Below are 14789 nucleotides of genomic sequence, written 5' to 3'. Positions count from 1 at the left end.
TGATAATCTGGCCGGACCGGATTAGAATGACCCCTTTCGACGAGCGGTGTGAGGTTGTCTGTGCTGAGGATGTCCGAGATATGGAGTGCCAGGAATCACTCCGAAGACTTCACCATGACTCGTATCGAGTTTATGACGGTGCGGTTTCGCTGGCTGGTGTGCCTGCTGATGGTCGGCTTGCCGGCCTGGTCTGTGGTGGATTGGTTGACCCTCAGTGCCGGGCAGTATGCCTTCTTGCTCAAGGTCAGGATGACCACCTTTCTGGCTCTCTCTCCCTTAATTCCCTTTTCGTTTTTCATTAACTACCGCCTCTCGCGAATGCGGGCGGCCCTCGGTTACCTGATGAGCGTCATGCTCGCCTTCGCCCTGATCTGCATGGCGGGGCTCGGTCACGTCGAGGGGCTGCAGATGGGTTATACCGTCTTTCCCTACCTGATGATCAGTCTGTTTGCGGTCTTTCCCATCCCTCTGATGATCGGTTTTGGTGTTGCCCTCTTCATCTTCTGTGTCCTGTTGCTGGGGCGCAGCATACTGCTCGATCAGGCGCTCTTTGGCATGGAGACCCTCAACCAGCTCTGGTTGCTGCTGCTCTTTACCCTCACTGCCGCCTGGGTGCAGGCGGGCCAGCTCAACATGTTGCTGCGCCTCTACCGGGAGTCCACCACGGACGAGCTGACCGGCATGATGAACCGTCGTCTCTTGATGAAACAGCTGGAGCAGGCCAGGGCCGCCCTGATGAGCCGGGATCGCCCCTTCGCCCTGCTGCTGCTCGATCTCGATCGCTTCAAGCGGATCAACGACAACTATGGCCATCTGGCCGGGGATGCGGTGCTTCACACTGTGGCGACCACCCTCGGAGAGCAGCTCGAGAAGCAGCATGTGCTCGGCCGCTACGGGGGAGAGGAGTTCGCCATCCTGTTACCCCGTTGTGCGACCCTGGAGCAGGCACGGCAGATTGCCGAGCGTCTGCGCCTGTCGGTGGAGGCGAGGGCGGTCAAGAGCCCCGCTTCCGATGAGATGATCGAGGTGACGGTGAGTATCGGGGTGGCGCTGGCCAAGCGGGGGGAGGGGGTGCAGGCGCTGCTCAACCGGGCCGACGAGTGTCTCTACCAGGCCAAGATCAACGGGCGAAACTGTGTGGTGGTGACACCGCCATCGAGCCAGTCGATGGCGGTCTGAGATCAGGCGAGACGGTACTTGTCAGAGAGCTGGTGAGCCAGATACTTGAACATGTTGAAGACCGCCATGGTCTTGGGAGTGGGGGTGCCATCTTCGGCGAGGAAGTACTCCCCCTTGAACACCAGCACATCGCCCCGCTGCTCGACATCGTCGGCCTGCATGCCGTGGATGAAGTCTTCATGTTCACGGATCATTTGATTGGCGATGGTGAGCAGCGCCTCCCGACCGATAGATTCTCTTTGCGTATGCATACAACTCTCCTCATGGTGCGAGGCCGAGGATGATAGCGCAGTCGTGAGCCCTGTGCATCGGGTTACTCCAGGATCAGGTTGCGCAACCAGCGGCGGCGCCCGATGCGGCGCAGCACCAGCAGACACTTGGCGATCTCCTCGAGCAGCACCAGGGCGACCACGGCCGGCAGTGGCCAGCCCAGCCAGACGGTGAGGGCGGCCAGGGGCAGACCGATGCACCACATGCTGACGATGTCGATGAAGATGGTGTAGTTCACATCACCCCCAGAGCGCAGTACCCCGACGATCCCCACCATGTTGAACACCTTGACCAGCATGCCGATGCAGACAATGGCCAGCACCTGGCTGGCCAGAGAGCCCGGATCGCTGTGCAGATTGCCGATGGCACCGAGTAGCGGTGCTTGCAGCAGCCAGACGACAGCCCCCACCAGCAGGGCGCCAAAGGGAGCGAGCAGCAGAAAGAGCTGGGAGTGCTGCCAGGCGCGCTGGTACTCCTGAGCGCCCAGCTGGTGACCGAGCAGGGTGGCGCAGGCCACCGCCAGACCAAAGAAGAGGGAGATGAGGATCCCCTCCAGGGCACCCAGGGTGGTCATGATAGCGAGCTCGTCGACCCCCAGATGCGCGTAGAGAAAGCCGTAGAGCATCATGCCAAAGGCCCACAGTCCGTCGTGCAGCAGCAGCGGCAGGGCGATGAGGGCAAAGCGGCGCGTCTCGACCCGGGTCAGAGCCCGGTGCCAGTCGGCCCGGGTCGGTAGCAGATCCCGGCGGGCACGCCAGAGGTAGACCAGCAGCAGCACCGTTTGCAGGCAGCGTGACAGCGTGGTGCCCCAGGCCGACCCCGCCACCCCCATGGCCTCGAATCCCCAGTGACCGAAGATAAGGGCATAATTGAGCAGTACGTTGGCGAGGATGGCGACGAGGCCGATTCGGGTCGGCGCCGCGGCCTGACCCACGGCGCGCAGGGCTGACTCCAGCGGTACCACTATGGCGGTACAGAGCACAGAGCCCCCGGTGATCAGCAGGTACTGCACCGCCAGAGGGATGAGTCGGGGGTCGCTGGTTGCATGGCGGATGATCCACTCAGGGTGGGTGAGATAGAGCAGGGCGAAGGGGAGTGTCACCAGCATGGCGCCGAGCAAGGCCAGGGCGAGGGAGCGGCGCACACCGGCCAGATCCCCGCGACCGAAGTATTGGGCCGCCAATACCGAGACCCCGCCACACAGGCCGGCGATCACCAAGAGGTTGAAGAAAAAGATCCGGTTGCCAAGACCCACCGCCGCCACCTCTGTGGTGCCGAGCTGGCTCACCATCATGATGTCGATGAGGCCGAGCAGGGAAAACATCATGGATTGTAGCGATACCGGCAGCGCCAGTCGCCACAGACGCCTCATGAAGTCGCGGTCGGTGGTTTGTTTTAAAATTGCTTGCCAATGAGTCATTAAGAACAACCGGATCGAAAAAAGTGACTTTCAGTGCTTATATGATAAGGAACTGTGTGGATGGAGACGCTGTGGCAGACTCTCCACTTTATTGTTTGAAACTATCATTGTGAGCGAGGGCTATGGCATTTTTACGAGAGTGTCTCGACATAGCACCCACCTGTGTGGAGCGGATGGTGGGGCGTGAGGGCTACCCTTTGCTGGGGGAGGCCGGGCTCTTCCTGACCGGGCTATCGGTGCTGCGGGATCACTATCTCATTCGCCGCAACCGCCCCGATTTTCATATCTTGCTGATGAGTCATGATGAGGGAGGGGCCCTGTTGTTGCCCGAGGGGGCTCAGCCTATCCCTGCCGGCAGCCTGGTTTTTCTGCCTGCCAGGGTGCCGGGAGGGCTGGCCCTGACCGGTGCCAGCTGGCAGACCAGCTGGGTGCTGCTCGACGATGTGCCACGCTGGCACCATCTGCATCGACTCGGTCATCTGGTCCGTCACAGCGATCAGGTCGAGACGCTGCATCATCTGCTCGCCCTGCTGCATGGAGAGCGGCCCGATTCCCCCCTGCTACCGGATCTGCTCACCCTGCTGCTGAGCGTCATCGAGCGCTCGCTCAAGGAGGAAGGACAGGAGGCGCCGGAGCGCCGGTTGCACCACTTGTTTCGGGTGGTGGAGGGGCGCCTGGCCGAACCCTGGAGTGTGCGTACCCTGGCGGCCTTGCATCCCTGCTCTGTGCCTCACCTTCACCGCCTCTGCCAGCTGTGGCTCGGCTGTGGCCCCATGGCTCACCTCACCCGGCTGCGCATGGAGAAGGCGAAGCAGTGGCTGCTCTACACCGACTGGTCCTTGAGCGAACTGGCGGCTCGGGTCGGTTACAGCGATGGGGCCAACTTTGCCAACCGCTTTCGTCGCCACACGGGTGTGACGCCGGGCGAATTTCGCAGGAGTGGCCGCCTCCCGGTCTGCAAACCCTTTGAAATTGAGGAGTGAAGCCCCTAGGATCGGCGGGCAACCACAGCAAGGTGAACACCATGTTTGAAGATAATAATCAGAAACGTCCCCTCTATATTCCCTACGCCGGTCCGGCACTGCTCGAAACGCCCCTGCTCAACAAGGGGAGTGCCTTCACCGCCGAGGAGCGAGCCTCCTTCAACCTCGAAGGATTGCTGCCGCACAACATCGAGACCATAGAGGAGCAGGCGGAGCGCGCCTATCGCCAATATCAGGCGTTTGGCAACTACATGGACCGTCATATCTATCTGCGCAACATTCAGGACACCAACGAAACCCTCTTCTACCGCCTGTTGGCGAATCATCTCAAGGAGATGATGCCGATCATCTATACCCCGACCGTGGGACAGGCGTGTCAGGAGTTTTCCAACATCTATCGCCGTGCCCGCGGCCTCTTCATCTCCTACCCGGATCGGGAACGGATCGACGATCTGCTGCAAAATGCCACCAAGCAGAACGTCAAGGTGATCGTGGTGACCGACGGGGAGCGGATCCTGGGTCTGGGGGATCAGGGGATCGGCGGCATGGGGATCCCCATCGGCAAGCTCTCCCTCTACACCGCCTGTGGCGGCATCTCACCGGCCTACTGCCTGCCGGTGGTGCTGGATGTGGGTACCAACAACCAGCAACTGCTCAATGACCCCTTCTACATGGGGTGGCACAACCCGCGCATCACGGGGGAAGAGTACGCCGAGTTCGTCGATGCCTTTATCCAGGCGGTCAAACGCCGCTGGCCGGATGTGCTGCTGCAGTTCGAAGACTTCGCCCAGACCAACGCCATGCCGCTGCTCGGCCGCTACAAGGACGATCTCTGCTGCTTTAACGACGACATCCAGGGCACCGCCGCCGTGACCCTGGGCAGCCTCATCGCCGCCTGCAAGGCCTCCGGTGCCAAGCTCTCCGAGAAGCGGGTCGCCTTCCTCGGCGCCGGCAGCGCCGGCTGCGGCATTGCCGAGCAGATCGTGGCCCAGATGAAGGCCGAGGGGCTGAACGACGGTGAGGCCCGGGCCCGGGTCTTCATGGTGGATAGATTCGGCCTTATCACCGACAAGATCCCCAACCAGCTCGAGTTTCAGCGTCGGCTCTCCCAGCCGCTGGAGCGGGTCGCCGACTGGCCGGTGGGGGATAACATCTCCCTGCTCGAGGTGATGGAGCATGGCCGTCCGGATATTCTCATCGGTGTCTCCGGTCAGCCGGGTCTCTTTACCGAGGAGGTGATTCGCACCATGCACAAGCACTGTGCCCGTCCCATTGTCTTCCCCCTCTCCAACCCCACCTCCCGGGTCGAGGCGACCCCGGCGGATATCCTGCGCTGGACCGACGGTCAGGCCCTGGTGGCCACTGGCAGCCCGTTTGCGCCGGTGGACGTGAAGGGCAAGCTCTACCCCATCGCCCAGTGCAACAACTCCTACATCTTCCCGGGGATTGGATTGGGGGTGCTGGCGAGCGGTGCCAAGCGGGTGACTGACGCCATGCTGATGTCGGCCAGCCGTGCCCTTGCCGAATGTTCGCCGCTCGCCAAGGGAACCGGTGAGTCCCTGCTGCCGGATCTGGCGGATATTCAGCAGGTCTCCCGTCACATCGCCAAGATGGTGGCCAAGACGGCCATGCTGCAAGGCAAGGCGGTACAGACCCCGGATGAGGTGATCGACAAGGCGATCGAAGCCAACTTCTGGCACCCCGAGTACCGTCGCTATCGCCGCACCTCTTTCTAAGGGCGGCATAAAGAAAAAACCGGCACCCGTCAGGGTGTCGGTTTTTTTATGGCGGTAGCCTGCGCCGGGATCAGTCGTCGAAGACGCCGAAGTGCTCCTTGGAGAAAGCGATGCGCTGGGCCACATTCATCTTGCTGCTGCCCAGACGCTCCACCGCCTTGAGGTTGGGCACCAGGCCACGACCGTTGGCGATCTGGATAGAGAGACCCGGGCGGGCGTTGAGTTCGAGCAGCATGGGACCGCGTTGCTTGTCGAGCACCATGTCGGTGCCGATGTAGCCGAGCCCCGACATCTCGTAGCAGGAGGCGGCCAGGGTCAGCAGGGTATCCCAGTGGGGCACCTTGAGCTCATAGAGATCGAGGCCGGTATCCGGATGGTGGCGAATGGGCTGGTTGAACTGCACGGCGCGCAGGGCCCGGCCGGTACGCAGGCACAAGCCCACCCCCACGGCGCCCTGGTGGAGGTTGGCCTTGCCGTCCGAGGCGGCGGTGGAGAGGCGCATCATGGCCATCACCGGGAAACCCTTGAAGATGATGACCCGCGAATCGGGCACCCCTTCAAAGGAGTAACCATCGAACACGTCATCGAAGTTGATGAGGTCTTCGACCAGCACCTTGTCGGGCTTTCCCCCCAGGGAGTAGAGACCGGCCAGGATGTTGGAGATGTGACGCTCCAGGTCCGGCACCGTCTCGGCCTTGCCGTTGGGTTTGTAGTAGAGGCCATCCTCGTGGCGCAGGATCACCAGGATCCCCTTGCCCCCGGAGCCGCGTGCCGGCTTGATACAGAAGCCGGGCCAGTCACGGACCATGTCGGCAATCTGGCTCACCTCGTGCTGCTCACTGATGGTGCCGATAAGTTTCGGCACCGTCACTCCCGCATCCAGCGCGATCCGCTTGGTCTGCAGCTTGTCATCCACCAGCGGGTAGAGGCGGCGCGGGTTGTAGCGGCTGATGTAGGAGTGGTTGCGCTTGTTCATACCGAGGATGCCCGCTTCCGAGAGCTTCCAGGGCCAGGTGTACTTTTCCCAGAACGCCATCTTAGTGCTTGTCCCCGTTGCCCTTGCCGGCACTCATTTCATCCACCAGCGGCTTGAAGCGCTTGAGCTCGCTCAGCTTGTAACCGGTGTAGTTACCCATCAGCAGTACGGTGGCCATCAGCACCAACTGCAGGCCGAGGAAGTTGAAGGTGAGGTGACGAATGAGCTCGTTATCCATGGCGAGATAGGCGATGACCGCCACCATCAGGGAACCGCCCCCCTGCTTCATCACCTCTTTCGGGCCCTCTTCCTCCCACAGGATCGACATCCGCTCGATAGTCCAGGAGAGGATGATCATGGGGAAGAAGGTGATCTTCATGCCATCGGTCAGCCCCAGCTTGAAGGCCAGTGCCGAGAAGATGCCGATCATCGAGATGACCATGATGATGACCGCCGATATCCGGGCCACCAATAGCAGGTTGAGCCTGGAGAGATAGGAGCGGATGACCAGACCCGTGCCGACGATGAGCAAGAAGCCCACCAGGCCGGTGAAGAGCTGGGTCTGGATAAAGGCGACGGCAATCAGCACCGGCATGAAGGTGCCGGAGGTCTTGATGCCGACGAGTACCCGCAGGAACACCACCATCAAGACACCGATGGGGATGAGCAGCAGCCCCTTGAACAGGGTTTGCTCCTCGAGCGGCAGGCTGTGGATGGAGAAGTTGAGCCAGTCCGATTTCTCGTACTTCTTGGCCAGGGCCACGCTCACCGGCTGCTCCTGCTCAATCATGGAGAAGGTGACGCGAGAGTTGTGACCGCCGGTTACATCCAGCAGGGCGCCCGAGTTGTACTCCCACAGCAGCAGATTATTGGGTTGTCCCTGCTGGCCCGTCTTGGGATCGAACAGCAGGAAATCCTTGCCCTTGAACACCTGCAGATAGTCCACCAGCTCCTGGCGGCGACGACCGTCTTCCAGCTTCAGGGCGTGTACCACCCGGGCCGGAACCTCGGCATTGTTGAGCAGTTGGGCTATCAGGGTGGCACGGCGCTTGTGGTTTTTCAGCAGCTCGGCGTTCTGACTCTGGTTGTCCATCTCCTTGATGATCTCGCGAGTCAGGGTATAGGCATCGGCGGAGCGCTCCTGGGCCCGCTCGAGGATCTGGGCCATGGCGGTGGCATAAGGCTCGCTCTCGATCTCCTTCTCGATGGCCGGAGGTTGGGAGATCGCAGCCGGCTTGGCAAAGCTGTCGGCCATCATATCGACGCGATAGTAGAGCTCCTGACGACCGGTGGCCGAGCGAATCGACCACTCGGCGCGGGCATCCCCGTCTTTTTCCACAAACGAGAGACCATAGCCCGGGCTGGCGGCGTTCTCGTTCATCAGGGTGAAGCCCTTCTGGGTGCCGGGGATGGCCAGAGAGGCGATCACCGGCTCACCGGTGGCATCAAATTCCAGCTTGGCCTCGATAGACCAGATCTGACGCTTCTCCCCCGGAGTCAGGGGAACGTCCAGCGCAATATGGTGATAGATGGTCATGCCCAGGCCGACCAGATAGAGCAGGGCGACCAGCAGATAAAACGGCTTGCGAGAAACCATGGATTACTTCACATCCTTGAGCTGGGGTTTGGGCTGGATATATTCGCGGGCCACGTCGACCACGGCGATGTCTTTGAGGTACTCACGGCCGAGCAGCACGGGGAAGGCCATGTCGCTGCGATCCTTGAGGGTGAATTCGGCCTTCTCGGTCATGTCGCCCAGACGAACGGCCAGCCGCACCACGGGACGGCGATCCAGCTCGTCGGCAGAGGCCTGACGCACCCGAACGTGACGCACCAGCGGTGCCTCGATCTGGATGCGGTCATCCATCTCCTGGTGACTCAGGTAGAAGCGTACCCAGTTCTTGCCGTTGCGCTCGAAGATGGTGATGTCCTGGGCGCTGATGGAGGAGGTGGTGGCGCCCGTGTCAACCCGGGCCTGGAAGGCGTCGTTGGCGGCATCCACCCAGAGCCACTCGGCTTCGCCGACCAGCAGTTTGCCATCCAGAGTATGGCCCTGGGCGGGGGCGGGACACTTGGCAGTGGGGATCACCACCGGCTTGGGTTCGGTGCCCGGCAAGTTATCGAGCTTGTCGTCCACCTTGCTGACGGTCTGTTTCATACGCTTGAGGTCGCTGGTCAGTTGAGCAATGAGATCGGATTGCTGCTGGATCAACTGCTTCTGCTGCTGCATCAGGTTGGACTGGAGCCGCTGCTCGCTCAGGGAGAGCTCGCTCTTGATCTCGGCCAGAGTGGCGGGCGGCGTCTGGGGGGCCTTCTCCATGGCCACACAACCACCCAAGGTGAACAGGGAGAGCAGGGTCATGCCTTTGATTGTGCTGTTCATGTGCTTCATTTTATTGGGCTTCCAAGAATGGAGTCAGTGTAACTGTCCTTGAGTTCATCGGCTAGTCTTTGGCCTTGCGGGCGATCAGTACGGCCCGTTTCGGGGCCGGGTAACCCTCCACCGTCAGGGTGGGGTTGGCAGGGTCCAGATAGTCACCAAGGGACTCATTAATCATCCAGTCGGTACGACGTTGTTCGTCGGTGCTGGTCACATTTTCATCGACGATGCGCACGTCGATGAAGCCACAGCGCTCAACCCAGCGCTTGAGGGCCTGGCTCGAGGGGATAAACCAGACGTTGCGCATCTTGCCGTAGCGATCTTCGGGCACCAGCACCTGATGCTCGTCACCATCGATGACCAGTGTCTCGAGCACCAGCTCCCCCCCGTCCACCAGCTGACTGCGCAGCTGCTCGATGTGCTCGATGGGGGACTTGCGGTGATAGAGCACCCCCATGGAGAAGACGGTATCGAAGGCGCGCAAGGGAGGCAGCTCCTGAATGCCGAGCGGCAGCAGGTGGGCGCGCTGGTCGCCGCCAAGGAAATGGCGAATAGCTTCGAATTGACACAGGAACAGTGGGCTAGGATCGATGCCGACGGCCAGCTTTGCCCCTTCACCCACCATGCGCCAGAGGTGATAGCCACTGCCACAGCCCACGTCCAGCACATGGCGACCGGCGAGCGGCGAGAGATGGGGCAGCACTCGCTCCCACTTCCAGTCGGAGCGCCACTCGGTATCGATATGGATGCCGTGTACCGTGAAGGGGCCCTTGCGCCAGGGCATGAGTTGGCGCAGCAGGCTCTCTACCTTCTTGCGCTCCCCGTCGGCGAGACTCTGTGCGTCGCCGACGCTCACTGCGTGGGCCAGGTCCATGGACGTTGCCGGCACCCGGGGCAGCTTGGCCAGGGCGCGCTCCCAGCGCGGCAGATCCCCGTGCTGATTGTCGTGGCGCCAGGTGTGGAGCTGGGCCGGCAGGGTATGCAACCAGTGGCTGAGACGGGTCTTGGCGATCAGCTGATAGAAGTTGGCAAAGTCGATCATGATTGCTTGATGGCTACCAGGGAGCCGAAGTTGAAACATTGGAACCAGAGATCCACGTGGCTGAAACCGGCCTCCAGGAGGCGCGCCTTGTGGGTCGGAATGGAATCGGTGCGCATCACGTTCTCCAGCGCCGTGCGCTTTTGACTGATCTCGAGTTCGCTGTAGCCGTTGGCGCGCTTGAAATCCAGATGCAGATCGATGAGCAGGTCGTTGACGGCGTCGTCTTCGAAGCGGAACTTCTCGCTCAGCACCAGCAGGCCACCCGGCACCAGACCATCGTGGATGCGCCGGAGCAGGGTCAGACGCGCGGCGGGCTCGAGAAACTGCAGGGTAAAGTTGAGCACCACCACGGAGGCGTTCTCGATGGGGGTCTCGCAGATGTCCCCCTGCACCAGCTCCACCGGCAGTCCCTTGAAGGCGGCCAGATGCTTGCGGGCGCGCTCTATCATGGGGGCGGAGAGATCCACCGCCGTGATGGTGCAGCCTTCGGCGCTGACATGGCGGCGCATGGACTGGGTCGCGGCCCCGAGGGAGCAGCCCAGATCATAGAGTCGGGTGTGGGGGCGGGCGTAGCGGGCGGCCATCATGCCGATGGCGGAGATGATGTTGCTGTAGCCCGGGATGGAGCGCTGGATCATGTCCGGGAAGACCTCTGCGACCTGTTCGTCGAAGCAGAAGTCCCCGAGCCGGTCGATCGGAGCGGCAAAAATCTGATCTTTGGAGTGCATGTTGTGCAGCCTGGTTGCCGCAAGAGGGCAACCCATGTTCGGGTAATGTGCGCAGTCCTGCCCACCTCGGGATCTGTCCCGGTAAAGGATGGGCAACGGGGCGCATTTTAGAGGATTGAACCCGGTTTGTCTTGGGAGGTGACCGGGCTCACAGTAAAAAAAGTGCTGCCCGTGACCGCCTCGTCACAGGTCGAGACGCCCTTGCCGCACCGAATCGTTTTCCCCCACGAACGGGGGGAGGGGGTGCCCGAGGAGCTGTGCCACCTCTCGTGCCAGTATCGGGGCATGGGCGTTGTCGGCGGTGTGGATAAAGAGGTAGAGGGACTTGCCCTCATCGAGCCACTGGCGCCAGCGCGGCAACCAGGGCTGCAGGAAGGGGTGGTTGTCGGCGGGATGGGGTAAACCGATGAAACGCACCACGGGGGCGTCGGCGGTGGCCAGCAGGTGCACCGGCAGCCTTGGCTTCTTGCCCTGGGCATCGATCATGGCCGCACTCTTTGCCGCGACACTGGCTGCCACCGAGAAGAGTGGACGGCTGTCGAGCATGATGCGATTGACCCCGCGCGCCATCAACAGGCGATTGAGGGCTCGCTCGGCTTCCCCCTTGGCGAAGAATGCCGGGTGGCGCACCTCGACCGCATAGGCAAAGTCGGCAGGCAGGCGAGCGAGGAAGGCCTCTAGCCGTGGCAGGCTCGCTGGCCCGAAGCCGGCCGGCAGTTGCAGCTTGAGCAGACCGAGGCGTGCGTGCAGGGGGGCAAGCAGTGCGATGAAGGCGCTCGCCTCCCGATCCACGTCGAGCAGGTCGCTCTGGTGGCTGATGGTTTGGGGAAACTTGAAGGTGAAGCGAAAATGATCACCCGTGGCGTCGTGCCAACGCCGTATTGTCTGCGGGGTGGGAGTGGCGTAGAAGGTGGTGTTGCCCTCGATGGCATTGAACACCTGTGCGTAGTCGGCCAGATGGTCGGCAGGACGGGTGGCGCGACCGAGCAGCTGGCCGGGCCAGGCGGGGTGACTCCATTGGGGCAGACCGAGATAGAGTGGCATGGGACGATTCACGATGGGAGATGCATCGGGCCATTTTACCCGGAGCGGGCTTTTCCTCTATAATGTGCCCCCTTTTGTTACCAAATTCTTGTGACCCATGCCTATCTACGAATATCGTTGCGATGACTGTGGCCATGAATTGGCAAAACTGCAAAAGCTCTCCGATGCCCCCCTGACCGATTGCCCCGCTTGTCACAAGAGCGCCTTGGTCAAACAGATCTCCGCCGCCGGCTTCCGGCTCAAGGGGTCGGGGTGGTACGAGACCGACTTCAAACCGGGCAAGAAAAAGAATCTGGCCAGCTGCGAGACAGACGGTGCTTGCCAGTCGTGCCCGGCGGCTCAGGGTTAACCGTCTCTCATTATTTCCGAAGGAAGAAGTCCATGCGCACACATTATTGCGGACAGGTCAACGAGGCCCATGAAGGGCAGACCATTACTCTCTGTGGCTGGGTGCACCGCCGTCGCGATCTCGGTGGTCTCATCTTTATCGACATGCGTGACCGTGAGGGGCTGGTTCAGGTCTTCTTCGATCCGGACAGGCCCGAGGCCTTTGCCCTGGCCTCCGAGCTGCGCGGCGAGTTCTGTATCCAGGTCAAGGGTGTGGTCCGTCTGCGTCCTGAGTCCCAGCGCAACGGCGAGATGGCCACCGGTGCCATCGAGGTGTTCGGCCACGAGCTGACCATCATCAACCGCGCCGAGCCCCTGCCGCTGGACTTCAACCAGGTCAACAGCGAAGAGGTGAGCCTCAAGTATCGCTACCTGGACTTGCGTCGCCCCGAGATGGCCAGGTTCCTGAAGACCCGTGCCAAGGCCAGCGCCTTCGTTCGCCGCTTCATGGACGAGCACGGCTTCCTCGACATCGAGACCCCGATGCTGACCAAGGCCACCCCGGAAGGGGCTCGTGACTACCTGGTACCGAGCCGTGTGCACAAGGGCAAGTTCTACGCCCTGCCCCAGTCCCCGCAGCTGTTCAAGCAGCTGCTGATGATGTCCGGCTTCGACCGTTACTATCAGATCGTCAAGTGCTTCCGCGACGAAGACCTGCGTGCCGACCGCCAGCCGGAATTCACCCAGATCGACGTGGAGACCTCCTTCATGACCGCACCCCAGGTGCGCGAAGTGATGGAAGAGATGATCCGCAAACTCTGGCTGCACATCCTGGACGTGGATCTGGGCGACTTCCCCATCATGACCTTCGACGAAGCCATGCGCCGCTATGGCTCCGACAAGCCGGACCTGCGTCTGCCGATGGAGCTGGTCGATGTGGCAGATCTCTTGACTGCCGTCGAGTTTGCCGTGTTCGCCGGCCCGGCCAACGATCCGAAAGGCCGTGTGGCTGCCCTGAAGGTGCCGGGCGGCGCCGAGCTCTCTCGCAAGCAGATCGACGACTACACCAAGTTCGTCGGCATCTATGGTGCCAAGGGTCTGGCCTGGATGAAAGTCAACGAGGCCGCCAACGGTCTCGAGGGCGTGCAATCCCCGGTAGCCAAGTTCCTCTCTGACGCCATCGTGCGCGAGATCCTGGCCCGTACCGGTGCGGCCAACGGCGATATCATCTTCTTCGGCGCCGACTCCAGGAAGGTGGTGTGCGATGCCATGGGCGCCCTGCGTCTGAAAGTGGGCCGCGATCTGGGCCTGCTGGAGAACAGCTGGAAGCCCCTGTGGGTCATCGACTTCCCCATGTTCGAAGAGGATGGCGAAGGCGGTCTGGCGGCCATGCACCACCCCTTCACCTCTCCGCGCGACATGAGCGCGAGCGAGCTCAAGGCCAACCCGCTGGCGGCTTATGCCAACGCCTACGACATGGTCATCAACGGCTATGAAGTCGGTGGCGGCTCGGTGCGTATCCACAACGGCGAGATGCAGTCTACCGTGTTCGATATCCTGGGCATCGCCCCGGACGAGCAGCGCCAGAAGTTCGGCTTCCTGCTCGACGCGCTCAAGTACGGTACTCCGCCCCACGCGGGGCTGGCGTTTGGTCTGGACCGCCTCAGCATGCTGCTGACCGGCACCGAGAACATCCGCGACGTCATCGCCTTCCCGAAAACCACGGCGGCCGCCTGTCTGATGACCGACGCCCCGAGTTTTGCCAACCCGGCCCAGCTGGGCGAGCTGGCCATCGCCAGCACGGCCCAGGCCGACGAGTAAGGCACGTGGCCGCGCATTGCGCGGCCCGTTCAGTGGTTGCTGAACGATTAAATCATTGAAATTCAAAGAGTATAACGGAGAGTTTATATGGCAGGTCACAGTAAATGGGCCAACATCAAACACCGTAAGGCGGCTCAGGACGCCAAGCGTGGCAAGATCTTCACCAAGTTGATCCGTGAGATCACCACCGCAGCCCGCATGGGCGATGCCGACCCTGCCAACAACCCGCGTCTGCGCGCCGCGGTGGCAGCTGCCCTGTCTGGCAACATGACCCGTGACACCATCAACCGTGCCATCCAGCGCGGCGCCGGTGGTGGTGACGGTGAGCAGCTCGAGACCATCGTCTACGAAGGCTACGGCCCGGCCGGCTCAGCTGTCATGGTGGAGTGCCTGACCGACAACCGTAACCGTACCGTAGCCGAAGTGCGTCACGCCTTCAGCAAGTGCGGCGGCAACCTGGGTACCGACGGCTCCGTCGCCTATCTGTTCACCAAGAAGGGGGTACTGACCTTCGTGGGTGCCGATGAGGATGCCCTGATGGAAGCGGCCCTGGAAGCGGGCGCCGACGATGTGGTGAGCGAAGAGGATGGCACCATCGAGGTGTACACCACCCCGAACGACTTCGGCACCGTGCTCGATGCCCTGGAAGCCGCCGGCTTCAAGGCCGAGAACGCCGAAGTGACCATGATCCCCTCCACCGAAGCCGAGCTGGACGCCGAGACCGCGCCCAAGCTGATGCGCCTCATCGATATGCTGGAAGATCTGGACGACGTGCAGGAGGTGTACCACAACGGCTCCATCTCCGACGAGATCGCCGCCACCCTGTAAGGGAAGAGGCGAAGAGAAGCAAAGAGGGCTGCCCATGGGCAGCCCTCTCTTTTAT

General features: G+C 61.9%; 14 protein-coding genes. 6 read left to right on the top strand and 8 right to left on the bottom strand.

Going from position 1 to position 14789, the window contains the following annotated elements:
• The first annotated feature begins 60 nt into the window (after positions 1 to 60).
• Complete coding sequence (locus AB5Y48_RS06470) at positions 61 to 1179, top strand: GGDEF domain-containing protein (protein ID WP_050667004.1); 1119 nt, start codon at positions 61 to 63, stop codon at positions 1177 to 1179.
• Positions 1180 to 1181: 2 nt separating this feature from the next.
• On the opposite strand, the gene AB5Y48_RS06465 is transcribed toward AB5Y48_RS06470, so the two are convergent.
• Together AB5Y48_RS06465 and AB5Y48_RS06460 are read right to left on the bottom strand one after the other, a co-directional pair.
• Positions 1182 to 1430 carry a YciN family protein gene (locus AB5Y48_RS06465; RefSeq protein ID WP_050667005.1) on the bottom strand — a complete coding sequence of 83 codons (249 nt, stop codon included), beginning with the start codon at positions 1428 to 1430 and terminating at the stop codon, positions 1182 to 1184.
• 62 nt (positions 1431 to 1492) lie between these two features.
• A complete protein-coding gene (locus AB5Y48_RS06460; RefSeq protein ID WP_136613132.1) occupies positions 1493 to 2869 on the bottom strand; it encodes an MATE family efflux transporter in 1377 nt (458 codons plus the stop codon).
• Positions 2870 to 2991: 122 nt separating this feature from the next.
• On the opposite strand from AB5Y48_RS06460, the gene AB5Y48_RS06455 reads away from it, so the two are divergent.
• Complete coding sequence (locus AB5Y48_RS06455) at positions 2992 to 3852, top strand: AraC family transcriptional regulator (RefSeq protein WP_060584837.1); 861 nt, start codon at positions 2992 to 2994, stop codon at positions 3850 to 3852.
• A gap of 41 nt (positions 3853 to 3893) precedes the next feature.
• Entirely contained in the window at positions 3894 to 5588 is a 1695-nt protein-coding gene (locus AB5Y48_RS06450; protein ID WP_368164030.1) for an NAD-dependent malic enzyme, read from the top strand.
• A 70-nt stretch (positions 5589 to 5658) separates the two neighbouring features.
• Here AB5Y48_RS06450 and AB5Y48_RS06445 read toward each other — a convergent pair whose 3' ends face one another.
• From AB5Y48_RS06445 to AB5Y48_RS06420, 6 genes are all read right to left on the bottom strand, one after another.
• Positions 5659 to 6624 (bottom strand): alpha-L-glutamate ligase-like protein, encoded by a 966-nt coding sequence (locus AB5Y48_RS06445; RefSeq protein WP_050667009.1) that lies wholly within the window; start codon positions 6622 to 6624, stop codon positions 5659 to 5661.
• Position 6625: 1 nt separating this feature from the next.
• Positions 6626 to 8161 carry an inactive transglutaminase family protein gene (locus tag AB5Y48_RS06440; protein WP_050667010.1) on the bottom strand — a complete coding sequence of 512 codons (1536 nt, stop codon included), beginning with the start codon at positions 8159 to 8161 and terminating at the stop codon, positions 6626 to 6628.
• Between the two features lie 3 nt (positions 8162 to 8164).
• On the bottom strand, positions 8165 to 8956 hold the full coding sequence (locus AB5Y48_RS06435) for an ATP-dependent zinc protease (protein WP_050667011.1): 792 nt from the start codon (positions 8954 to 8956) through the stop codon (positions 8165 to 8167).
• 52 nt (positions 8957 to 9008) lie between these two features.
• A complete protein-coding gene (cmoB, locus tag AB5Y48_RS06430) occupies positions 9009 to 9986 on the bottom strand; it encodes a tRNA 5-methoxyuridine(34)/uridine 5-oxyacetic acid(34) synthase CmoB (protein WP_224159650.1) in 978 nt (325 codons plus the stop codon).
• Positions 9983 to 10714 (bottom strand): carboxy-S-adenosyl-L-methionine synthase CmoA, encoded by a 732-nt coding sequence (gene cmoA / locus AB5Y48_RS06425; RefSeq protein ID WP_224162713.1) that lies wholly within the window; start codon positions 10712 to 10714, stop codon positions 9983 to 9985. The genes cmoB and cmoA overlap by 4 nt, the downstream gene beginning before the upstream one ends.
• A gap of 183 nt (positions 10715 to 10897) precedes the next feature.
• The gene (locus tag AB5Y48_RS06420; RefSeq protein ID WP_050667014.1) at positions 10898 to 11758 is read right to left on the bottom strand and encodes a DUF72 domain-containing protein; all 861 of its coding nucleotides are present in this window, start codon (positions 11756 to 11758) and stop codon (positions 10898 to 10900) included.
• A 97-nt stretch (positions 11759 to 11855) separates the two neighbouring features.
• Here AB5Y48_RS06420 and AB5Y48_RS06415 point away from each other — a divergent pair, with 97 nt between their 5' ends.
• The 3 genes from AB5Y48_RS06415 (at position 11856) to AB5Y48_RS06405 (ending at position 14734) form a co-directional block, all read left to right on the top strand.
• Entirely contained in the window at positions 11856 to 12107 is a 252-nt protein-coding gene (locus AB5Y48_RS06415) for an FmdB family zinc ribbon protein (protein ID WP_050667015.1), read from the top strand.
• Between the two features lie 32 nt (positions 12108 to 12139).
• Complete coding sequence (gene aspS, locus AB5Y48_RS06410) at positions 12140 to 13906, top strand: aspartate--tRNA ligase (RefSeq protein WP_060584846.1); 1767 nt, start codon at positions 12140 to 12142, stop codon at positions 13904 to 13906.
• An 87-nt stretch (positions 13907 to 13993) separates the two neighbouring features.
• Entirely contained in the window at positions 13994 to 14734 is a 741-nt protein-coding gene (locus AB5Y48_RS06405) for a YebC/PmpR family DNA-binding transcriptional regulator (protein ID WP_050667017.1), read from the top strand.
• The last annotated feature ends 55 nt before the right edge of the window (positions 14735 to 14789 follow it).

The sequence above is a fragment of the Aeromonas sp. R6-2 genome, from assembly GCF_040908155.1.
GTDB lineage: Bacteria > Pseudomonadota > Gammaproteobacteria > Enterobacterales > Aeromonadaceae > Aeromonas > Aeromonas schubertii.
The sequence above is the reverse complement of the archived record's forward strand: the minus strand, read 5'-3'. Positions and strand labels throughout refer to the sequence as shown.